Origin of the sequence: Maritimibacter sp. DP1N21-5 (assembly GCF_019218295.1) — a bacterium.
In the GTDB taxonomy this organism is placed as follows: Bacteria; Pseudomonadota; Alphaproteobacteria; order Rhodobacterales; family Rhodobacteraceae; genus Maritimibacter.
This window is the reverse complement of sequence record NZ_JAHUZF010000006.1, coordinates 1,317,029-1,337,275: the sequence shown is the minus strand read 5'-3', so window position 1 is coordinate 1,337,275 and position 20,247 is coordinate 1,317,029. Positions and strand designations below refer to the sequence as shown.

Below are 20,247 nucleotides of genomic sequence, written 5' to 3'. Positions count from 1 at the left end.
CCGCGAGCCGCCCTCGGCGCTACAGGTCCAGTGTCAGCTTACGGCCGACCATCTTGCCGCGCACCAGAGTGCCCGGCTCGGCGACTTCAGGAAATCGGTCCGCCCAGTCACGGAAACGGTCGTTGGTGACGATCTTTGCACCCATGTCGCGCCTGGCCTCAAGCAGGTAAGCATCTGCCTGCGTGCCCTTCGGCACCACCATCACCCGTTCGGACGGCAGGCCAAGGTGCATGGCGAAGCCCTCGTCGTGCATGTAGCGACCGATCAGGATGTGACCTGCGTTCGCGTCGAATATCACCCCCGGCCGGTATCCGGCACGTTCCAGGGTGTCGACCACCGCTTTCACCGTCCGTATGTCGGGCGTCTCGTTGCGCCAGTACATGACGTTCGACCCGTCGATCAGGATGTATTGTCGGCGGGGCCGGCGCCAGATCCGTAGCGCAAGAAGCGCCGCCGCAACCCCGGCCGCGACGGCCAGCGCGATCTCAGTAGTCGTCACCGCTGCCGCCACCGTTCTGCCAAGGCTGGATCAGGTTGCCGAAGCGCGTGAAACGGCCCTCGAAGCTCAGATCGACCGAGCCGATGGGCCCGTGACGCTGCTTGCCGATGATGACCTCGGCGCGACCATGCAGACGCTCCATCCGCTCCTGCCAGGCGGCCATTTCGTCCAGACGGTCGTCCGAGGGCTTTTCCCGTTCCACGTAATATTCCTCGCGGAACACGAACATGACCACGTCGGCGTCCTGCTCGATCGACCCGGATTCGCGCAGGTCCGAGAGCTGCGGGCGCTTGTCGTCGCGGCTTTCCACCTGACGGCTGAGCTGGGAGAGGGCGACGACAGGGATGTCCAACTCCTTGGCGATGGCCTTGAGGCCCATCGAGATTTCCGCGATTTCCTGCACCCGGTTGTCGGTGCGGCCATGACCACGCAGAAGCTGGAGGTAGTCGACCATGAGCACGTCGAGTCCATGTTCGCGCTTCAGACGCCGCGCCCGCGCCGCCACCTGTGCGATGGGCAGGGCGGGCGTGTCGTCGATGAAGAGCGGGCAACTTTCGAGCTGCTTGGCGGCATCCACGAAGCGCCGGAATTCGGGCTCGGTCATGTCGCCGCGCCGGATGTTCTCGGACGGCACTTCGGCGGCCTCGGACAGGATCCGTGCGGCCAGCTGCTCGGCGCTCATTTCGAGCGAGAAGAAGCCCACGACGCCGCCGTTCACGGCCCCCTCGGTCCCGTCGGGCTTTTTCCCGCGCTTGTAGGCCTTGGCCACGTTGAAGGCGATGTTGGTGGCGAGCGAGGTCTTCCCCATCGACGGACGACCGGCGAGGATCAGGAGGTCCGAGCGGTGCAGGCCCCCGAGCTTCTTGTCGAGGTCGATCAGCCCCGTGGACACGCCCGCAAGCCCCCCGTCCCGCTGATAGGCGGCATTGGCCACGCGCACGGCATCGGTGACCGCGGAGAGGAAGGACTGGAAGCCCGTGGTCGCGCCGCCGGTTTCCGCCAGTTTGTAAAGCTGCTGTTCGGCCTGAGTGATCTGCTCGCCCGGCTCCAGGTCCACGTCATAAGCCCGCGCCTTGGCCGCGATGTCGCCGCCCAGTTTGATCAACTCACGCCGCTGGTGCATCTCGTAGATCAGCTGGGCATAGTCGCGCGCGGCAAAGGACGAAATTGCGGCACCCGCGAGCCGGACAAGGTATTGCACCCCGCCCAGTTCCTTCATGCCCTCGTCATCTTCGAAGAAAGGCTTCAGCGTCACCGGCGAGGCAAGGGCGTTCTTGGTGATCCTCTCCATCGCGCGGGTGAAGATGCGCTGGTGGACAGGCTCGTAGAAATGCTCGGGCTTGATGATCTGCGCGATGCGATCATAGACCTCGTTGTTGGTCAGGATCGCGCCCAGAAGCTGCTGTTCGGCTTCGATATTCTGCGGAAGAAGCGCGTCGATCTCGTCGCCGGACTCCTTCTTCACTTCGCCAATGCGTGCGACTTCGTTCATGTCCATTCCCCAGATTGCTCGACGGACATAGCCGTTCCCCCGGTTTGGCACCACATAGAACAACTCTGTGGATAAGCCGGTGGAGAAGCGGCCATTGCGTCTTGGTCGATTTCGTCTGTCATAAGGAGTGTAGCGGGTTTTCGCGAAAACGCTACATCTAGCTGGGCGGGTCCGATTCCTGCACAGGATTCCGCCGGGCGTGCGACCCGAGTTCGGCGCAGTTTATGCGGGCTTGTGCTTCTCTTGCCACGCGCGCGGATCGTTGAGGAAGGCCTCGACCTCGGTCAGCGTCTCGGGCGCGAAGGCGCCCGTCTCGCGCGCAGCGGCCAGCACGTCCCACCATGTGCAGAGGTAATGCAACGCAACCCCGTGATCGCCCAGTTTCTTTTCCGTCTTGGGGAAGATCCCGTAGTAAAAGATCACCGCCGTATGCCCACAGGTCGCCCCGGTCTCGCGGATTGCGTCGACAAAAGACAACTTCGAGCCACCGTCCGTGGTCAGGTCCTCGACCAGAAGCACCCGCTCGCCCTCGCTCATCGCGCCCTCGATCCGGGCATTGCGCCCGTAGCCCTTGGGCTTCTTGCGAACATAGGTCATCGGAAGTGCCAGACGTTCCGCCACCAGCGCGGCGAAGGGGATGCCTGCTGTCTCGCCCCCCGCGATATTGTCGAAGGCCTCGAACCCGGCCTCGCGCATCACCGTCACCGCCATGAAATCCATGAGTGTCGAGCGGATGCGCGGGAAGGAGATAAGCTTGCGGCAGTCGATATAGGTCGCCGAGGGCAGTCCCGAGGCCAAGATGAAGGGATCTTCGGGCCGGAAGTTCACCGCGCCGATCTCGAGCAGCATCCGGGCGGACAAACGCGCGATTTCTTCCTTGGCGGGAAATGACGTGGGGATCATGGCGGGCTCCTGTCTCTGGTCTCGCGACCGCTTACGCCAATGCCGCAGGGCCGTGAACCCCCTTTGCTACGCCTCCACGTGCCAATGCAGGGGGAAGCCGGGGTCGAAGAGCGTCACGTGATCCTCGCCCACCGGGAATTTGGCCGGATAGGTGACCGGATCGCCCTTGGTGAGCGTGATCGTCTCCGGATTCGGCGCGAGCCCATAGAATGCGGGCCCGTTCAGCGAGGCGAAGCCCTCGAGCCTGTCGAGCGCCCCTGCCGCCTCGAAGACCTCGGCCAGACAGGACATGGTGTTGGTGGCCGAGAACACCCCGGCACAACCGCAGGCATGTTCCTTGAGATGGTCGGGATGCGGGGCGCTGTCCGTGCCCAGGAAGAAATGCCGGTCGCCCGAGGTCGCCGCTTGGACAAGCGCCAGCCGATGCTCTTCGCGCTTGGCCACGGGCAGGCAGTAGTAATGCGGCTTGATCCCGCCAACGAGGATATGGTTGCGGTTGATGATCAGGTGATGGGTGGTGATCGTGCCGCCCATATCTTCCTGCGATTTCACATAGTCCACGCCGTCACGCGTGGTGATATGCTCCATCACGACCCTGAGCCCCGGCGTCGCCCGGCGCAGGGGATCGAGCACGGTCTCGATGAATACCGCCTCGCGGTCGAAGATGTCGACGTCATGGGTCGTCACCTCGCCATGCACGCACATCGGCAGACCGATCTCGGCCATGACCTCGAGCACGCCCCGGACATTGTCGAAATCGCGCACCCCGGAGTGCGAGTTGGTCGTGGCCCCGGCCGGGTAGAGCTTTACCGCCGTCACGAGCCCGCTCGCCGCCGCCTCCCGCACGTCCTCGGGGTCCGTCGTCTCGGTCAAGTAAAGCGTCATGAGCGGCTCGAAGGACATGCCCTCGGGCAGCGCCGCCATGATCCGCGCCCGGTATGCCGCGGCATCCGCCCCGGTGACCACCGGCGGCACGAGGTTCGGCATCACGATGGCGCGTCCGAAATGGCGGGCGGTTTCGGGAAGGACGGTGTCCATCATCGCGCCGTCGCGCAGGTGAAGATGCCAGTCGTCGGGGCGGCGGATCGTAAAGCTTTGTGTCATGCCCCCGAATACCGCGCCCCGCAGCCCTTCACCAGTCCCCACGATGCCCCTTCACTGCTTCTGAAATACCTTCGGGGGGAAGGGGGAATTGCCCGCAATTCCCCCGCGGGGGGCAGACAGCCCCCCGTCCGCACCCGGCCACTGGTCGGACGTGTCGTTCAGGGCGCGCCGCAGAAGCCTGCTGGCCGAGCGCAGCGAGGCCCCCTCGCGCCTCGGGCGAAGCCCGAGGCGCAACAAGACCAGCGTGGTGTCCCGGTCAGATCGTCTGCGACTTCCGTTCGGCATCGGCCATCCCGTAGCGGATCAGCCGCGCGGCCGCCTGCGCCGACAGGGGCCGCGCCGGTGGCGACATGAGAAGCCGCCCGAAAAGCGCGCGGTTCGGCTCCTCGAGCATCAGCGTCTCGAACCGCGCCCGTCGCCATGCCACGGCCGCCGCATGGAGTTTCGCCAGCACCGGATCGGCCCGCAACCTAGCAAGCACACTGTCACGCAGCCCGTCCGCCCCCCGGATCGAGAGGTCTTCCTCCTCGACCCAGTTCCGCTCGGTCCAGTAATCGAGCCCGAGAGCGTCGGCTTCATGCACGGCGCGTCCCCTGTCGCGTTTCACGATATAGCTCTCCATCGCGCCGAGCGGATAATGATTGAGCTGCACCAGCCCGTAGTTCGACCGGCCATAGGGGGAAAAGATCGGACCCATCCGGTAGCGCTCGCTCAAGGCGCGGCCCTCGCCATCGAACCACCGCACCCGCTCCAGCCGGGCCTTGTCCGGCGCGCGGGGCCGGTGGACCCCCAGTTTCCCGTAAGTCCCGTCGTTGCGGTAGAGCGTCTTGAACATGCTCGCGCGCCAGGGCCACTGCATGATGACCGGCGCGGCGCGGGTGAATTGCTCGGTCACTGGCGCGTCCTCGAATCCGACGACACCGCCATTGCCGAAGAGCCGCCAAGTCAGGGTCACGGCATCCGCTTCGGGCAGGGCGCCCAGAAGCGCGCGCAGCGTCCGGTCGCCCACATGGATGTTCACGAACTCGTCCACGTCGAGCGCGAGGAGCCAGTCCGCGTCGCGCACCGCCGGGTGTCTGTCCATCGCCTTCAGCGCCGTGAACTGGACGCCGCCTGCGTCATGAGGTCCATCGTTGCGGATGTGATGTACCGGCGCCACCTCGGCCAGCCGGTCGAGCATTGCGTCGGTCCCGTCCTGGCAGTCGTTGGACGCAACGACGATATCCGTGAACCCCACGCCCAGATGATGCGCGATCCATTCGAGGAGGAACGCGCCTTCGTTCCTGACGCAGAGAACCGCGGTCGCCCGCATCACCAGTCCTTCTTGAAGGTCACAACCTTGGCCGACGAGGCTTTCGGGAAATAAGTGAGGCCGGCCCGCGTCATCGCATCGAAGACCGCACGCACGCCTGCCTCGCCGATCCATTGCGGGTGCAATTCGATCACCGCGAGGCGAAGCCCGGTCATCTGCGCCTTCACGAAGAGGTCTGCTTCGGCCCCCTCGATGTCGCAGACGAGGACCGAGGGCTTCACGTCCTTCCAGACGGTGTTGATGTTGCGCACCTCTATCTGGTGGGTCGCGACCACGGGGCTGTCCACGCGAATCGGATCTTCTTCCATTGAGGAGGTCAGCATGTTCTCGCGTTGATAAAAGGTCGCCATGCCCTTCTTCGGCCCCACGATGGCGTTGGTGATCGTGACGCATTCGATCCCGTTCATCGCATAGACGTCGCGGGCATAGGCCACCGCATCCGGGTTCGCCTCATAGACATGCACCGCGCGCGCCCCCGCCTTGGCCACGATGGAGGACATGAAGCCGATGCCCCCCCCCAGTTCCAGCACCACGTCTTCGGGCCGGATCATGCCGCGCAGCGCCTCGGCCTCTTGCTTCTCGTAGTTGTTGAACCGCAGCGCCCTGCGCAGGCGCTGGGTCAGAAAGGATGGACGGTCGGGAAAACGCACCCCCCGGCTCCAGATGATGTCGCGCTCGGGATCGGTATCCCGCTCCTCGCGGTTTCTCGGTTTCACCGCCATATGCACCGTCCTGTCGGTTGCCTGCGCCATCTTTCGCGTTCCCTGCCCAAAGATCCCGGTTGCCTGTCAGCTTTCCATGTCGAGCGCGAGGGCGAAGGCCACGCGTTCCATGTTGTTGAGTTTCGTCTCGAGCGCCTGTTCGTAAAGCTCACGAAACTCAGGCGTTGCGTGCAATTCATCCGCCTTGGCGCGGTGCCAGCGGAATCCTTCTTCATGGAGCGCGCGCAGCCTGTCGTCCTCGAGAAGCCGGGCCAGTTCGGCGCGCACACGGGGGATGTTGCGCTTGATCGTCACGTCCTTCGACCCGCCCCAGTCCATCCTGACCCAGTAGTTGATCCCGATGGACCGGTCGACATGCAGCGCACGGCCACGCTGGCGTTTGATCAGGAAACTCTCCGCCGAGCGCAGCGCATAGTGGTTGAGCTGGAGCAGGTCGTAACCGATCGTCCTGAGGTCAGAACGCCAGCCCTTGTCCTTGTAGCTCTCGCTCATCACCCGGCCCGAGCCGTTGACCCATTGCACGGCGTCCCGCTTCTGGCCGTCGAGTTTGTTCGGCCGGTGGCAGGACAGCTTCTCATAGGCGCCCATGTTCTTCGTCATTGTCTTGAAGCCCCAGGCGGTATGGGGTTTCGGGCAGAACTTCGGCGCGGCATCGTCGAACTGCGCGATGACGAGATCATCGGACAGGTCCGTGACCCCGTTGTGGCCAAAAAGTCGCCAGGTCATCGCGACATTGGTGGCATCGGGGACGAGGGCCAGGAAATCCTGAAGCCGCCCGTTGCCGGTGCGCACATTGATGAACTCGTCCACGTCGATGTGGATGACCCATTCGGCGGTCTTGATGACGGGTTCCTTCAGCGCCTTGTTGAGCGCGTATTGTTGCGGCGAGTTGCCCTTCCATTTCGTATTGTCGCGGTGCTCGACCACGCCAAGCTCCTGCAAGCGATCGAGGATTTCTGCCGTCCCGTCGGTGCAGTCGTTGGTGTAGATGAGGAATTTGTCCACGCCCACCATGCGGTGATAGGCCACCCATTCGAGGATATATGGTGCCTCGTTCTTCATGCAGCCGACGATGACGTTGCCGCTGTTTCCCTTTGGCAGGGCGCGCAGGGGCACCTCGTCGTAAGGGGCGGCCAGCGCCTCATCATCCACGCGACCGATCCCGTTGTGCGGCGCGAAGCGGCCCTTGCGCAGGTGCTGGTAGTTCTCTTTCGCCCGGGGCGAGAGGATCTTTTCGGCCGAGGGGGACAGCGTCTCAGGATAGGTTGTTTGGGCTGTGCCGTTCACCTGTGCAGTCGCCGGACCGGCGTCGCCCTGCCGCGCCGCTGTCACCTTGGCCCGGCGTTCTTCAGTGGCTTCCTCGATGGCGGGAAGCGCCGCCGCGGCGTAATGCGTCGCCCGGAACCCGCACGTAAATGCGGGTTCGGACCACGGCTTGCCGGGCGTCTCCGGGTGCAGCGCGCCGGCCAGCGCCGGAAACCGCGCCACCAGCTCGGCATTTCCCGGCGCGAAGCGGGCAGACAGGGGGGCGAGCGCCGAAGGGTCGATGGGATCGCCCGGCACCGCCACCTCGTCGATGAACCGCGACCACATGCGCCGCGGAACGACCCGCCCCTTGTCCATGAGCCGCCGGAACACCCCGTTGAGCGCCCGGGCCCGCGCGAGGCTCTCGGCGGAAGGCAGGGCGGGGGTCATGGCAGGCTCCGCCTTGCCGATGGTGCCCGTGAGGGCCAGCATCTCCCGCAGTTCTTCGGTCGCCTCCGCGCCCGCGAACCGCGCCGGGTCATAGGGCCGAAGCGTCACCGAACCCGGCCCTATGACGCCCTCCCAGATCTCCAGAAGCCTTGCGTAGTCAAGCCAGAAGGGTGCTGCCTGAATTTCCGGGTAATCATTGGTCTGGGGCCGGATGTCTGCCCAGCCCGCGAACGCCGCCTTGCGCCAATCCTCGGCTTCGGCAAGCGTGAGTTCCTGATCGAGCGACGCGAGCCGCCCGTTGGAGATCGTTTCCGCATACTGCCGGATCAGAACCCGCGCCTGTTCATCGACATGGGCGATCACCGCGATGTCGTCCGACAGCGTGGCGATCATGTCGTGCAGCCGCCGCACCTCCGAGGCATTGGGGAGCATCCCCAGCTGATGGCAGGACAGGAGCAGCACATCGGGCGTCTCCCGCGCCACCTCGGCCTGCAGATCTTCCAGCAGCCGCCGCGCCAGTGCCGCCTGCGCCTTGGCCGGGCCGAAGCCACGCGACAGGCGAAGGGGCTCCACATGTTTGGGGTCCGTCGCTGCCATGTAAAGCCGCGTATGGTTGCGCCGTCCGATGCCGGAGAACAGAACGCCCGACTTTGCCAGTTGCCCGCGCTTTGCCTCCATCACCTCCTGCAGGCGCGGTCCCCCGCAGCAGGGCAGCCCGATATGCAGCACGATCCGCATCAGAGCGTGTCCTCTCGCAGGGTTTCGCCCGCGTCGTCCAGCCCGTCGTCTGCTTCCTCGGCTTGATGGGTCTCGTTCGCATTGGCGACGCCCCACCACGGCAGCTCGCGCCCGACGAATCCCGCGAGCCGGTCCTGCGCGTCCTCGGAAGATACGTCGAGTTCCAGAAAGTCGTCAGCCCCCGCCATCACATGCCGCACGAAGCGCGCATGCCCCTCGATCCAGCGTTCGAGCTCGCCCGGCTTGTGCCCGTGCCATTGCGGCAGGCCCGGCACGTGGAACTGCGGCAGCCGCGTGGTGCCGAGGTTGCCCCACCTCCGCATGCTGTCGGCATGGGCCACGGGGTCGCGATGGGTGAAGACGAAGCGTGCCTCGGGGTGGTGGTGCCGGATCGCGTCGATGATCTGCCAATCCGTCTGCGGCCAGAAATTTCGCCCTCGCCGCACGATGGAAATCTCGGTGAAGGCGTCGAAATCAGCCATAGGGGCAAGCGGGTCGCCGGACTGGTAATAGCCCAGGTACATGAGCCGCCCGACGAAACCGATCTTGGATCCGTCGGGATTATGGGCGATCCAGTCGGCGACGCGGAACCCGGCCTCGCCAAGCGCCACCGCCAGCGTCGTCGTGCCCGACTTCGGCAGGCCAAGGTTCACGATCTTGACGCTCATGCCAGAAGCTCCAGCAGTGCCCGTTCGGCGGGTCCCGGGCCGGACAGCGACAGCAGCCGATCCGCGAGCACCGCCAACGCCGGATCCTTGCGCAGCGCCCGCGCCTTGTCCCGATGGGCGGTCACGGATGCCTCGTGGAGCGCGCGCAATCCGCCAAGCGACAGGATCGCCTCCCTCTCGGCCTGAAGCTTGGGCAGGTAGCGGTGGATCGAGGTCTCTTCCCAGGCCGGGTCGTTGCGTTCGCGCCAGTAGGTGTCCTCGAAACTCCGGTTCTCCCGGTTCACGTCGCCCCGGTCGTTCTTCACAAGGTAACTGTCGAGCGAACGCAGCGCGTAGTGATTGAGTGTCGCGAAGTTGCGCGCGCCTTTCGCCGGGAATTTCCGGATCCGGCGCTTGTTGGCAGCGGTGCGGAACTTCCACTCCACATCGCGTCCGGACCCGTCGGTCCAGGACGGCCGGTCCTTCTTCCTGATACCCTTCTTCATGAAGGGGCGATGGGCACCGTAATACTGCACCGGAAAATCGCGCCGGATCAAGGTCTTGACCTCCTGATCCAGATCGCCGTTCCAGATGTCGGGATCGTGGGTCCTGTTGAACTGCCCGATCACGGGACGGTCCTCGAAGTCCGTTACCCCGCCATTGGCCATGAACTGGAAGGTGATCGAAATCGCCGCAGGGTCGTCACAAGCCGCAACAAGCTCCGGGATCGTGCCGTCGCCCACATGGATGTTCAGGAACTCGTCCACATCGGCGATCCAGACCCAGTCCGCCTCGTTCACCACCGGGTGCCGCGCCGCGTCCTTCAGCGCCTCCATCTGATAATTGCGGCCCTGTGCGGGGTTGGGCAGATGCGTGACCAGACCTTCGGCGGCCAGCCCGTCCAGGATCGCATCGGTCCCGTCCGTGCAATCGTTCGAATAGAACAGGAAATCCGTCACCCCGATCACGCGGTTGAAAGCGATCCATTCGACAAGGAACGGACCTTCGTTCTTCACGCATGTCACGGCGGTTATGCGCATGAACGCGCCCGCACCGGTAATAGAGTGCCCATAATCGTCTTCCGCCTGCTCGCCTCGCCGGGTTGACCCGGTCTTAGGCGCAAATTCTTTCCATATTATGTGTCAGAGGGCAGGTCCGAGGTCAACGTATCCTCTCGTGCCGCAAACCAGACCTCCGACCAAGGGCCCGCTTGACCTTCGCCGCGCGGCACGGTCGGATGCGGGGAACGGAGGAGACATGACCCAGATACCAGACTCGATCGACGGCGTGGAAGCCCTGCTCGCCGGCGAAGACTACGTCGTGGGCCGCGCGCTCGCCACGGTGACCTTTCTCGCCCTGAAACTCGGGCGCCCGCTGTTTCTCGAAGGCGAGGCCGGTGTCGGCAAGACCGAGCTCGCCAAGGCGCTGGCGCAGGGACTTGGCCGGCGGCTCATCCGGCTCCAATGCTACGAAGGGCTCGACGCCTCTTCCGCCGTCTACGAATGGAACTTCGCGGCGCAGATGGTGGCCATCCGCACCGCCGAAGTGACCGAGGGCACCGATCGTGGCGCCTTGACCTCCGAGCTTTTCTCGGACCAGTTTCTGATCCGCCGCCCGCTCCTCGAGGCCATGTCGCCGCAACCGGGCGGGGCGCCGGTCCTGCTCATCGACGAACTCGACCGCACCGACGAACCCTTCGAGGCCTTCCTTCTCGAGGCGCTGTCGGACTTCCAGGTCACGATCCCGGAACTCGGCACCGTGAAGGCGCCCGAGCCCCCGATCGTCATCCTCACGTCGAACCGCACCCGCGAAGTCCACGACGCGCTGAAACGTCGCTGCCTTTACCACTGGGTGGACTACCCGAACTTCGACCGCGAGATGGAGATCCTTGCCGCCCGCGCGCCCGAGGCCTCGGAGACCCTGTCGCGTGAAATCGTGGCTTTCGTCCAGCAGTTGCGCACCGAGGACCTGTTCAAGAAACCGGGTGTCGCCGAAACGATCGACTGGGCGAAATGTCTCCTCGCCCTCGACGTCCTGACCCTGTCGCCGGAAACCATTGCGGACACGCTGGGCGCGATCCTCAAGTATCAGGACGACATCCAACGACTCGCAGGATCGGAGGCCACCAAGATCCTCGAGGAAAGCCGCCAGGCGCTCGAACTGGTCTGATGCGGCGCGTCCCGGCTTCTCTGGTCCATAAGTATCCCGGGGGGTGTGGGGGGCTGGCCCCCCATCTCGTTCGGATGACGCGCAGGCGTCATTCGAAGTCCGGGTGATCCTATGGAAGGCCTTCCCGACCTCGACCTCCCCGAAAACCCGCGACTCGTCGCGAACCTGACCTATTTCGCCCGCGCGCTCCGGGCGGCAGGGCTCAAGGTCGGCCCCGGCAAGGTGATCGACGCAACCCGCGCAGTGGCCGCCGCGGGGTTCACCTCCAAGACCGACTTCTACTGGACCCTGCACGCGGTCTTCGTATCACGGCCCGAGGAACGCCGGGTGTTTCATCAGGTCTTTCGCCTTTACTGGCGCGATCCGCGCTATCTGGAGCACATGATGGCGATGATGCTGCCCTCTGTTCGCGGCGTGCAGGAGGACCGCGCCGCCAAACCGGCCGAAAAGCGCGCGGCCGAGGCTCTGCTCGACGGGATCGAGCCCGAGATGCCCGAGATGGAAGGTCAGGAAGAAGGCACGGAAGTCGAAATCGACGCCTCCTTCACCATGTCGGGCGAGGAACGCCTGCGCACGCTCGACTTCGAGCAGATGTCCAACGCCGAGGTTGCCGCCGCCAAGCGCATGCTCGCCCGGCTCACCCTTCCAGTGAAACCGCTCCAGTCCCGGAGGACGAAGGCCACACAGCACGGCGCTCTGCCGGATTGGCGGCGCACCATGCGGGACGCGATGCGCACGGGCGGCGAGATCCGGGAGTTCGCGACAAAGGACCGACGTATCCGCTGGCCGAACCTCGTGGTGCTCTGCGACATCTCGGGGTCGATGTCCTCCTACAGCCGGATGGTGCTGCACTTCCTGCACTCGGTCGCCAACCAGAAAGGGGCGGGCTGGGCACGGGTGCATGGGTTCACCTTCGGCACGCGGCTCACCAACATCACTCGCCATCTCGCCACCCGCGACGTGGACGCGGCGCTCGCCGCCGCCGGGGCCGAGGCGCAGGACTGGGAAGGTGGCACCCGCATTGGCGCGTGCCTACATCAGTTCAACCGGGACTGGTCGCGCCGGGTCATGGGGCAGGGCGCGGTGGTGCTTCTGATCACCGACGGTCTCGACCGGGACGACCCCGAGCGGCTGGCCCGCGAGATGGAACGACTGCACCTTTCCGCCAAACGCGTGATCTGGCTCAACCCGCTTCTGCGCTGGGAGGAATTCGCGCCCAAGGCGCGTGGCATCCGCGCCATGCTGCCCCATGTCGACAGCTTCCGCGCAGGCCACAACATCGCCTCGCTCGAAGCGCTAGTGACGGCACTGTCAAAGCCGGACGACATGGGTGAGAAGGCACGGCTCATGGCCATGATGTGAGGCAGGCGCTGGCGGCTCGTTAACGAACTTCGTCAATTGTCGAGACTTTCTGTTTTTATTTCAGTGTCTTGTCACTTCCGGGATTCTAGAATCCCGGAAACCCGGAAACCCAAAATCGCCAAGGCCAACCGGGCTGTGACAAGAAAAAAGGCGCCCGGAAGGCGCCTTTTGGTCCCGGTCACGGGAGAGGTCAGGTCCGAAGGCCGGTCTCGTAGAGAAGCCCTTGGCGCTTGGCCTCGTAGTAGTACCCTCGCGCATACCATCCCATCGCCGCGTCCTGATCGCCCCCGGCGACGAGGTAAGCGCCGCGCAGGTATTTCACCGCGTACTTCAGGTTGATGTCGGGGTTGAGAAGCTCCGAGGCCGGTCCCTGATGGCCCATGGTGCGCGCGGTCTGGGGCAGGATCTGCATGAGACCGTAGTAGGGGCCGTTGCGGGCGCCCGGGTTGTAGCTCGACTCCCGCTTCACTTGGCGATGCACGAGCTCGCGCGGGACCTGGTAGTAATCCGCCCATTTGTCGATGAGCGCGCGAACCTCGGCGCTTTCGTTGGCATAGAGCGGCGGGTTGAACACCTGGTTGGTGGGCGATTTCGACCCGGCGGTGATGTTGAGCTGCCCGCAGCCCGCGAGCGCGACAAGGCCGAGGCCCAAGGCGGTCCGGCCCAGAACGGCGCGGCGCGTCAATGTGGTCATGAAATTGTCCCCAGATGTTCCGTTTCGAACATTGCCCGCAATTCACGGGCCGGTGAAGTCCATTGGCCCAGACGGTAGGCTCATCGGCACCCTTCCGCCGATCATCGGACCCGTACCGGAAGGCTTGTGTAGCCCCGAAACCGCGCGAGGGGCAGCCGGACGCGCGGCCCGTCCGGGGCGAGGCGGGGAAAACGCGCGACGAGCCCGCCGATGGCGATGCGTCCCTCGATCCGGGCGAGCGTCGCGCCGAGGCAGACGTGGATACCCGTGATGAAGGCGATGTGCCGGTTGGGCCGCCTGCCAAGATCCACGCGATCTGGATCAACGAACTGGTCGGGGTCGCGGTTGGCGGCGGCGATCGAGGTGTGGACATAGGTGCCTTTCGGAAGCGTTCCGTCCGACAGCACGATCTCCTCGCCCGCCCGGCGATTGCCGATCTGGAGGGGGCTCTCCATGCGCAGGAACTCCTCGACCGCCGAGGAAATGAGCGAAGGGTCCCGGATCAGGCGACGGTGTTCGTCGGGCGCGTCGAATAGCGTGCCGACGGCGTTTGCGACGAAGCTGGTGGTGGTTTCATGGCCCGCGTTCAGAAGGAAGATGCAGTTCTGGATTAGTTCCTCCTGCGTCAGCCGCCGCCCGTCGTGTTCGCCGAAGATCAGCGCCTCGAGCACCTCGCCCTGTCCGCCGGCGTCGGGATGCGCCCGGCGATGGTCGATGAGGTCCGACAGGATCGCCGAGAACTCGGTGACGGCAGCATTGCCCCGCGCCAGACGCTCGGCCGGCACCACCGGGTCGAGGGCGCCGAGGATCGCGAGCGAGTAGTCCCGCAGCTTCCCGCGCTCGGCCTCGGGCACGCCCAGCATGACGCTGATGATCTCGGTCGGGAGGACCTTGGCGAAGTCTTCGACCATGTCGAAGCGCCCCATGTCCTCGACCCGGTCCAGAAGCCGTTCGACGATGCCCTCGATCAGAGGGTCGAACTCGGCCAGCTTGCGCGGCGTGAAGGCCCCGGCCAAGAGCTTGCGCACCACGGTGTGATAGGGCGGGTCGTTGAAGACGAGCGAGGTCGTGTGATGGTCCGCGAGCGGGCATTTCCCGAACTTCGCTCCGAATTCCTGCGTCTTGTCCGAGAGCATCTCGCGGCTCTGATAGACTTTCTGAACATCCTCGTAGCGGGTCAGAAGGACGCTGCCGTCCGCCATCCGGTGGATCGGGCTGTCACGGCGCAGGGCGGCGAGCGTGGGATAGGGGTCGGCGATGAACTCCGGGCCGATCTGCGCGAGATCGAAATGCGCCACGCTGACATCCATGCTGTGCTCCCTCGTAGACCCGGCGAAGTCTAGGTGCGGTCCCTTGCATGTTCAACGAATAGGCGAACGGGTCGGCCAGGTTGCGCGATTTCGATGTTCTCACCTGTTCATCTTGAAGGTGCAGCATCGCAGGCGTAGCGAAGAACCATGACGCCCAAGCTTGTGACAACGTTGAAAGCCTATAGCTGGCCCTTGGCTCTCGCCGATCTCGGTGCGGGTGTGACAGTGGCGATGGTCGCATTGCCCCTGAGCCTCGCCATTGCGATCGCTTCGGGCGCGCCGCCCGCGACGGGGCTTGTCACCGCTATCGTCGGCGGTTTTCTGATCTCAGCGCTCGGCGGCAGCCGGGTCCAGATCGGGGGGCCGACCGGCGCCTTCATCGTCGTCGTTTCGGCCATCGTCGTCGATCACGGCTTCGACGGTCTGGTGATTGCGACCCTGATGGCCGGGATCATACTTGTCATAGCGGGGCTCGCGCGGGCAGGGAGCCTTGTCGCTTATATTCCTGAAGCGGTGATCAACGGGTTCACCATCGGAATCGCGATCATCATCGGCACGAGCCAACTCAAGGATCTCCTCGGACTCGACATGGCCGTCGTGCCTGCCGACTTCTTGCCCAAGATGGCTGCACTTTGGGCTGCACGGAGCACGATATCCTGGCCAGTGCTTGCCACGGGCGTCGTTACGATGGGGCTTATCGTGCTCCTGCGACGCCTCTTCCCGCGACTGCCGGGACTGATCCTGGCGGTCGGGGCGGTGTCGGCACTCGCGCTTGCAGCAGGACTGCCGGTTGACACCATCGAGGCCCGTTTCGGCGCGCTGCCCCGCGGGCTCGGAATGCCCAAGCTCCCTGCGATGGACATGGCGCGGATTGTGGAGCTCCTGCCGTCAGCCTTCGTCATCGCCTTTCTGGCCGGGATCGAGAGCCTTCTGTCGGCGGTGGTCGCGGACAGGATGATCGGGGGCCGCCACCGGCCCAATGCCGAGGTGTTGGCACAGGGCGCGGCCAACATCGGCGCGGCTCTGTTCGGCGGCCTGCCCGCGACCGGTGCCATTGCGCGGACGGCGACCAATGTGCGGGCGGGTGGGCGCACCCCGGTGGCCGGGATCGTCCACGCGTTAACCGTGCTGATTGTCACCCTGGTGGCGGCCCCTCTCGTCGGGGCACTTGTCATGCCTGCGCTCGCTGGGCTGCTCATGCTCACCGCCTGGAACATGGCAGAGCCGCACAAGTGGAAGAGCTACCTTGCAGGGTCGCGGTCGGATGTGGCGCTGCTTCTCATCACGCTCGTGCTGACGGTCGTCGCGGACCTGACCGTGGCGATCAGTGTCGGGGTCGCTCTTGGGCTCGGGCTGCGGCTGCGCCGGTCGGCGTCCCCGGTAGACTACGATCCGCGCGACGGATGACTGGCCCGGACACGGCAGGCAAAGGGCCGCGGCGGCATGGGTTGGGACAAAGCGGGCCAGTCAGGTACGCCGGATAACGAAAAGGCCGCGCGGGATGCCCCGCGCGGCCTTCGGATTGTTCCTGATCGGAAGATTACTCTTCTTCGGTCTCTTCGCGGGCCGGGGCTGGCGCGTCGTCGAAATCGTCCGACGCGGCCGAGCCGAGGTCGTCGAACAGTTCCGCGATCTCGAATTCGGCAGCGGCTTCTTCTTCCGCAGCGAGTTCCTGGATCGACTTGCCCGAAGCCTGAAGTTCGGCTTCTTCCGGCGAGCGGGCCACGTTCAGCTTGATCGTGACCATGACTTCGGGGTGCAGGTGGATTTCCACCTCGTGCAGGCCCAGCGTCTTGATCGGCTGACGGATGATGACCTGTTTGCGGTCGAGGCTGAAGCCTTCTTCGGTGGCCACATCGGCCGCGTCACGGGTGGTGACGGAGCCGTAGAGGTTGCCGCCGTCCGAGGCCGAACGAATCACGATGAACTGCTGTCCGTCGAGTTTCGCGCCGAGCGACTCGGCGTCCTTGCGGGATTCCAGGTTGCGCGCTTCGAGTTGCGCTTTCTGGTCCTCGAAGGAGGCGATGTTGGCTTGCGAGGCGGTGAGCGCCTTGCCCTGCGGCAGAAGGAAGTTGCGGGCGTAGCCCGGCTTCACGTCGACGACTTCGCCCATTTGGCCAAGCTTTGCGACACGTTCCAGAAGGATGACTTGCATTGCGCTTTCTCCTTACTTCACGGCGTAGGGAAGCAGGGCGAGGAAACGGGCGCGTTTGATGGCGCGGGCAAGCTCACGTTGCTTCTTGGCCGAAACGGCGGTGATGCGGGACGGCACGATTTTGCCACGCTCGGAAATGTAGCGCTGCAGGAGTTTCGTGTCCTTGTAGTCGATCTTCGGCGCGTTATCACCCGAGAACGGGCAGACTTTGCGACGGCGGAAAAACGGTTTAGCGGCCATAGGTTAGCTCCTTTTTCCTTAGCGGTCGCGACGTTCGCGACGGTCGCCGCGATCACCGCGGTCGTCACGATCTTTGCGCATCTGAACCGAGGGGCCCTCGTCGTGAGCGTCGACCTTGATGGTCATCACGCGCATCACGTCGTCATGAAGGCGCATCAGGCGTTCCATTTCCTGAACGGCGGCCGAAGGCGCGTCGGTCTTCAGGAAGGCGTAGTGGCCTTTGCGGTTCTTGTTGATCTTGTAGGCCATCGTCTTGACGCCCCAGTACTCCGAATCGATGATCTTGCCACCGTTGTCGGAGAGGACGGTCGAGAAGTGCTCGACAAGGCCTTCAGCTTGCGCGTTGGACAGGTCCTGACGCGCAATCATCACATGCTCATAAAGCGGCATGGGTGCTCCAATTTTTCAGGCGCGCTTCATAGGACGGTTTGCCTTCCGCGCCCGTCCACGAGAGGCAACGCGGTTCTCGTCATTGCGGAAGGAGCCGCCCTGTCGCATGGATCGGGGAATAAAGCAACCGGGAACGCGTCTCGGGGCGCTTTGTCCTGAGGCAAGGCAGGCTGGCGGGCAGGGACGTTGTTTAGCCTGCCGATCCGCGTCTTGCCTACCGCCAAAACAACCCGGGATCGACAAACTTCGGTCCAAATTCGCCGGGAAAGTCGCGGATACGCGAAGCGAATACCGCGACATACGACCAGATCAAGGACCATGCCATGACCGCCCATGTCGACCCGATGACGATTCAGATGCCCCCGTCGCGGGGTCGCCCGAACCCGGTCAAGGCCGCGCCCTCGCTGATCGAGCGGACCGACTGGGGCTATGCCTTCGGCATTGACCGCCCGGCGGGCGCCTCCCTGGGCATCGGTCCGATCGCGGCCCGGTTCGGGGGCGCGATCTTGTTTCTCGCCGGGATCGGCCTGTGGCTCATGCCCGATGCGGTTCACACCGCCGACGTCTACGGCATGAAGATGATGGCGATGGTGCTTTTCACGCTCGTGGGCGGCGTCCTCGTCTGGCAAGGCCGCAAGCGTCCGGGAATGGAGGTGCAGGTCGATACCGAAAGCAGGGTGCTGCGTCTGGGCGGTCGCAACCTGACCAATGACTTCAAAATCCATGATATCCTGAGCTTCGATGAGGTGCGTTCGATCTTCCTGATGCGCGCCAATGGCCGGGTGCCGGCGCGGCTATATCTTCGGCTCGCGGACGGAGCGACGGGCATCGAGGTGGCACGCGGTCGGCAGAACGACATGGAACTCCTGCGCGAGACGCTCTTCGCTGATCTGGCCTGCCGCCGCCCCCTGACCTGATTTCATCGCGGCTATGGTTTCTCGGACCTGATCGAGGGTCGGCGTCGCCGGCCCTCATATCGTTTCGGACGGGTCGCCCATGGTCGACCCGGACGCTTGCCGTTGCGAAAAGCCCCGGGTCAAGGTATCCCGCTTTGCAATCCAGAACGAGGGAGGGGACATGACCCGCGCATTCGTATTTCCCGGTCAAGGGGCGCAGACCATCGGCATGGGCCGCGATCTGGCCGAAGCCTATCCTGCGGCGAAGGCCGTCTTCGACGAGGTGGACGAGGCGCTTGGCGAAAAGCTCTCCTCCCTGATCTGGGAGGGCGAGCAGGATACGCTGACCCTGACCCAGAATGCGCAGCCGGCACTCATGGCGACGTCGATGGCGGCCATGCGCGCGCTGGAGGCCGAGGGCGTGGGCATCGAGGCGGCGTCCTTCGTCGCGGGACATTCGCTGGGTGAGTATTCGGCGCTCTGCGCGGCGGGTGCCCTGTCGGTCGCCGATACGGCGCGGCTCTTGCGCACCCGTGGTCTTGCCATGCAACAGGCGGTGCCGGTCGGTGTGGGCGCCATGGCCGCGCTCCTGGGGCTCGATTTCGAAACGGCCCGTGACGTGGCCGCCGCGGCCTCCGAAGGAGATGTGTGCCAGGCCGCGAACGACAACGATCCGGCCCAGGTCGTGGTCTCGGGCCACAAGGAGGCGGTCGAGCGGGCGGTGGAACTGGCCAAGGAGCGCGGCGCGAAACGCGCCGTGATGCTGCCGGTGTCGGCGCCGTTCCACTGCGAGCTGATGGGCCCCGCGGCCGATGTCATGGCCGAGGCGCTGGACGACGTCGACATTCTCGACCCCCGCGTGCCGCTCGTCGCCAACGTCTGCGCCTATGCGGTGACCGACGCGACGACCATCCGCTCGCTCCTCGTGGAGCAGGTAACGGGGTCGGTCCGCTGGCGCGAGAGCGTGCTCTACATGGCCAAGCAGGGCGTGAGCGAGATCTGGGAAATCGGCGCGGGCAAGGCGCTGTCAGGCATGATCCGGCGCATCGACAAGGAGATCGCGACGCGGGCCGTGGGCACGCCGGAGGATGTGAAGGCGGCTGTCGAAGCCTTCGGGCAATAAATAAGGAAGGACGAGCAGATGTTTGATCTGACAGGAAAACATGCGCTGATAACGGGCGCTTCCGGTGGCATTGGCGGCGCAATTGCCAAGGCGCTTCATGGAGCCGGGGCGACGGTCGGACTCTCGGGCACGCGGGAAGAGCCGCTCGCGGCGCTGGCCGCCGAACTGGGTGAGCGGGCGCATGTGCTGCCCTGCAACCTGTCGGATGCAGAAGCCGTCGAGGCGCTGCCGAAACAGGCGGCCGAGGCGATGGGCGGGCTCGATATCCTCGTGAACAACGCGGGCATCACCAAGGACCAGATCTTCATGCGGATGTCGGACGAGGACTGGCAATCGGTGATCGACGTGAACCTCACCTCGACGATGCGGCTCTGCCGGGGCGTGATGCGCCCGATGATGAAGGCGCGCTGGGGCCGGATCGTCAACATCTCCTCCATCGTGGGCGCGACGGGCAATCCGGGGCAGGTGAACTATGCCGCGTCGAAGGCCGGTATGGTCGGGCTGACCAAGTCCATCGCCTATGAGGTCGCGAGCCGCGGGATCACGGCCAATTGTGTCGCGCCGGGTTTCATCGCGACGGCCATGACGGACAAGCTCAACGACGAGCAGAAAGACAAGATCAACGCCCAGATCCCCGCCGCCCGGATGGGCACGCCCGAGGAAATCGCGGCCGCCGTGCTTTACCTCGCGTCGCCGGAAGCGGGCTACACGACGGGTGCCACGATCCATGTGAATGGCGGGATGGCCATGCTCTAGGCGGGCTTGGCTGGCGTGCAGATTTGACACTGTGAGCCTT

General features: G+C 64.9%; 20 protein-coding genes. 6 read left to right on the top strand and 14 right to left on the bottom strand.

The annotated features are described in order from the left end of the window. Window positions 1-19: 19 nt before the first annotated feature. The 9 genes from KJP29_RS14240 to KJP29_RS14200 all read right to left on the bottom strand — a co-directional run bounded on the left by KJP29_RS14240 (window position 20) and on the right by KJP29_RS14200 (window position 10,152). Window positions 20-499: a hypothetical protein gene (locus KJP29_RS14240; protein ID WP_370630873.1), complete on the bottom strand. Its 480-nt coding sequence runs from the start codon at window positions 497-499 to the stop codon at window positions 20-22. Further along, window positions 486-1,991 (bottom strand): replicative DNA helicase, encoded by a 1,506-nt coding sequence (locus KJP29_RS14235; protein WP_218464197.1) that lies wholly within the window; start codon window positions 1,989-1,991, stop codon window positions 486-488. Before KJP29_RS14235 ends, KJP29_RS14240 begins: the two co-directional genes overlap by 14 nt. Window positions 1,992-2,213: 222 nt before the next feature. Then, window positions 2,214-2,894, bottom strand: a complete 681-nt coding sequence (locus KJP29_RS14230) for an orotate phosphoribosyltransferase (RefSeq protein WP_218464196.1) — start codon at window positions 2,892-2,894, stop codon at window positions 2,214-2,216. A 66-nt stretch (window positions 2,895-2,960) separates the two neighbouring features. After that, on the bottom strand, window positions 2,961-3,998 hold the full coding sequence (gene pyrC, locus KJP29_RS14225) for a dihydroorotase (protein WP_218464195.1): 1,038 nt from the start codon (window positions 3,996-3,998) through the stop codon (window positions 2,961-2,963). 256 nt (window positions 3,999-4,254) lie between these two features. Then, window positions 4,255-5,310 (bottom strand): glycosyltransferase family 2 protein, encoded by a 1,056-nt coding sequence (locus KJP29_RS14220; RefSeq protein ID WP_218464194.1) that lies wholly within the window; start codon window positions 5,308-5,310, stop codon window positions 4,255-4,257. Then, window positions 5,310-6,062 carry an FkbM family methyltransferase gene (locus tag KJP29_RS14215; protein ID WP_255553624.1) on the bottom strand — a complete coding sequence of 251 codons (753 nt, stop codon included), beginning with the start codon at window positions 6,060-6,062 and terminating at the stop codon, window positions 5,310-5,312. The genes KJP29_RS14220 and KJP29_RS14215 overlap by 1 nt, the downstream gene beginning before the upstream one ends. 36 nt (window positions 6,063-6,098) lie before the next feature. Beyond that, window positions 6,099-8,465: a glycosyltransferase family 2 protein gene (locus KJP29_RS14210; RefSeq protein ID WP_218464193.1), complete on the bottom strand. Its 2,367-nt coding sequence runs from the start codon at window positions 8,463-8,465 to the stop codon at window positions 6,099-6,101. Continuing rightward, window positions 8,465-9,133, bottom strand: coding sequence for a sulfotransferase (locus KJP29_RS14205; protein ID WP_218464192.1), 669 nt, complete (start codon window positions 9,131-9,133; stop codon window positions 8,465-8,467). Before KJP29_RS14205 ends, KJP29_RS14210 begins: the two co-directional genes overlap by 1 nt. After that, window positions 9,130-10,152 (bottom strand): glycosyltransferase family 2 protein, encoded by a 1,023-nt coding sequence (locus tag KJP29_RS14200; protein ID WP_218464191.1) that lies wholly within the window; start codon window positions 10,150-10,152, stop codon window positions 9,130-9,132. Before KJP29_RS14200 ends, KJP29_RS14205 begins: the two co-directional genes overlap by 4 nt. 217 nt (window positions 10,153-10,369) lie before the next feature. Between KJP29_RS14200 and KJP29_RS14195 the strand changes: the two genes are divergently transcribed. Beyond that, window positions 10,370-11,281, top strand: a complete 912-nt coding sequence (locus tag KJP29_RS14195) for a MoxR family ATPase (RefSeq protein WP_218464190.1) — start codon at window positions 10,370-10,372, stop codon at window positions 11,279-11,281. A gap of 111 nt (window positions 11,282-11,392) precedes the next feature. Next, entirely contained in the window at window positions 11,393-12,643 is a 1,251-nt protein-coding gene (locus tag KJP29_RS14190) for a VWA domain-containing protein (RefSeq protein WP_218464189.1), read from the top strand. A gap of 190 nt (window positions 12,644-12,833) precedes the next feature. On the opposite strand, the gene KJP29_RS14185 is transcribed toward KJP29_RS14190, so the two are convergent. Together KJP29_RS14185 and KJP29_RS14180 are read right to left on the bottom strand one after the other, a co-directional pair. After that, window positions 12,834-13,337 (bottom strand): lytic transglycosylase domain-containing protein, encoded by a 504-nt coding sequence (locus KJP29_RS14185; protein WP_218464188.1) that lies wholly within the window; start codon window positions 13,335-13,337, stop codon window positions 12,834-12,836. Between the two features lie 101 nt (window positions 13,338-13,438). After that, entirely contained in the window at window positions 13,439-14,647 is a 1,209-nt protein-coding gene (locus KJP29_RS14180; protein WP_218464187.1) for a cytochrome P450, read from the bottom strand. A 147-nt stretch (window positions 14,648-14,794) separates the two neighbouring features. Here KJP29_RS14180 and KJP29_RS14175 point away from each other — a divergent pair, with 147 nt between their 5' ends. Further along, entirely contained in the window at window positions 14,795-16,054 is a 1,260-nt protein-coding gene (locus KJP29_RS14175; protein ID WP_218464186.1) for a SulP family inorganic anion transporter, read from the top strand. Window positions 16,055-16,187: 133 nt separating this feature from the next. Here KJP29_RS14175 and rplI read toward each other — a convergent pair whose 3' ends face one another. The 3 genes from rplI to rpsF are packed head-to-tail and all read right to left on the bottom strand — an operon-like array spanning window position 16,188 to window position 17,432. After that, window positions 16,188-16,802 (bottom strand): 50S ribosomal protein L9, encoded by a 615-nt coding sequence (gene rplI / locus KJP29_RS14170; protein WP_218464185.1) that lies wholly within the window; start codon window positions 16,800-16,802, stop codon window positions 16,188-16,190. Between the two features lie 12 nt (window positions 16,803-16,814). Then, complete coding sequence (gene rpsR / locus KJP29_RS14165) at window positions 16,815-17,042, bottom strand: 30S ribosomal protein S18 (RefSeq protein ID WP_008328567.1); 228 nt, start codon at window positions 17,040-17,042, stop codon at window positions 16,815-16,817. 18 nt (window positions 17,043-17,060) lie between these two features. Further along, window positions 17,061-17,432 carry a 30S ribosomal protein S6 gene (gene rpsF, locus KJP29_RS14160; RefSeq protein WP_218464184.1) on the bottom strand — a complete coding sequence of 124 codons (372 nt, stop codon included), beginning with the start codon at window positions 17,430-17,432 and terminating at the stop codon, window positions 17,061-17,063. A 323-nt stretch (window positions 17,433-17,755) separates the two neighbouring features. Between rpsF and KJP29_RS14155 the strand changes: the two genes are divergently transcribed. The 3 genes from KJP29_RS14155 to fabG all read left to right on the top strand — a co-directional run bounded on the left by KJP29_RS14155 (window position 17,756) and on the right by fabG (window position 20,207). Further along, a complete protein-coding gene (locus KJP29_RS14155; RefSeq protein WP_218464183.1) occupies window positions 17,756-18,349 on the top strand; it encodes a hypothetical protein in 594 nt (197 codons plus the stop codon). Window positions 18,350-18,509: 160 nt separating this feature from the next. Beyond that, window positions 18,510-19,451, top strand: coding sequence for an ACP S-malonyltransferase (gene fabD / locus KJP29_RS14150; protein WP_218464182.1), 942 nt, complete (start codon window positions 18,510-18,512; stop codon window positions 19,449-19,451). A gap of 18 nt (window positions 19,452-19,469) precedes the next feature. Beyond that, a complete protein-coding gene (gene fabG, locus KJP29_RS14145) occupies window positions 19,470-20,207 on the top strand; it encodes a 3-oxoacyl-[acyl-carrier-protein] reductase (RefSeq protein WP_218464181.1) in 738 nt (245 codons plus the stop codon). The last annotated feature ends 40 nt before the right edge of the window (window positions 20,208-20,247 follow it).

Bases quoted from the DNA above. Each gene is read 5' to 3' on its own strand.
- KJP29_RS14235 (WP_218464197.1), bottom strand. From the start codon at position 1,991: ATGAACGAAGTCGCACGCATTGGCGAAGTGAAGAAGGAGTCCGGCGAC.
- KJP29_RS14230 (WP_218464196.1), bottom strand. From the start codon at position 2,894: ATGATCCCCACGTCATTTCCCGCCAAGGAAGAAATCGCGCGTTTGTCC.
- pyrC (WP_218464195.1), bottom strand. From the start codon at position 3,998: ATGACACAAAGCTTTACGATCCGCCGCCCCGACGACTGGCATCTTCAC.
- KJP29_RS14220 (WP_218464194.1), bottom strand. From the start codon at position 5,310: ATGCGGGCGACCGCGGTTCTCTGCGTCAGGAACGAAGGCGCGTTCCTC.
- KJP29_RS14215 (WP_255553624.1), bottom strand. From the start codon at position 6,062: ATGGCGCAGGCAACCGACAGGACGGTGCATATGGCGGTGAAACCGAGA.
- KJP29_RS14210 (WP_218464193.1), bottom strand. From the start codon at position 8,465: ATGCGGATCGTGCTGCATATCGGGCTGCCCTGCTGCGGGGGACCGCGC.
- KJP29_RS14205 (WP_218464192.1), bottom strand. From the start codon at position 9,133: ATGAGCGTCAAGATCGTGAACCTTGGCCTGCCGAAGTCGGGCACGACG.
- KJP29_RS14200 (WP_218464191.1), bottom strand. From the start codon at position 10,152: ATGCGCATAACCGCCGTGACATGCGTGAAGAACGAAGGTCCGTTCCTT.
- KJP29_RS14195 (WP_218464190.1), top strand. From the start codon at position 10,370: ATGACCCAGATACCAGACTCGATCGACGGCGTGGAAGCCCTGCTCGCC.
- KJP29_RS14190 (WP_218464189.1), top strand. From the start codon at position 11,393: ATGGAAGGCCTTCCCGACCTCGACCTCCCCGAAAACCCGCGACTCGTC.
- KJP29_RS14185 (WP_218464188.1), bottom strand. From the start codon at position 13,337: ATGACCACATTGACGCGCCGCGCCGTTCTGGGCCGGACCGCCTTGGGC.
- KJP29_RS14180 (WP_218464187.1), bottom strand. From the start codon at position 14,647: ATGGATGTCAGCGTGGCGCATTTCGATCTCGCGCAGATCGGCCCGGAG.
- KJP29_RS14175 (WP_218464186.1), top strand. From the start codon at position 14,795: ATGACGCCCAAGCTTGTGACAACGTTGAAAGCCTATAGCTGGCCCTTG.
- rplI (WP_218464185.1), bottom strand. From the start codon at position 16,802: ATGCAAGTCATCCTTCTGGAACGTGTCGCAAAGCTTGGCCAAATGGGC.
- rpsR (WP_008328567.1), bottom strand. From the start codon at position 17,042: ATGGCCGCTAAACCGTTTTTCCGCCGTCGCAAAGTCTGCCCGTTCTCG.
- rpsF (WP_218464184.1), bottom strand. From the start codon at position 17,432: ATGCCGCTTTATGAGCATGTGATGATTGCGCGTCAGGACCTGTCCAAC.
- KJP29_RS14155 (WP_218464183.1), top strand. From the start codon at position 17,756: ATGACCGCCCATGTCGACCCGATGACGATTCAGATGCCCCCGTCGCGG.
- fabD (WP_218464182.1), top strand. From the start codon at position 18,510: ATGACCCGCGCATTCGTATTTCCCGGTCAAGGGGCGCAGACCATCGGC.
- fabG (WP_218464181.1), top strand. From the start codon at position 19,470: ATGTTTGATCTGACAGGAAAACATGCGCTGATAACGGGCGCTTCCGGT.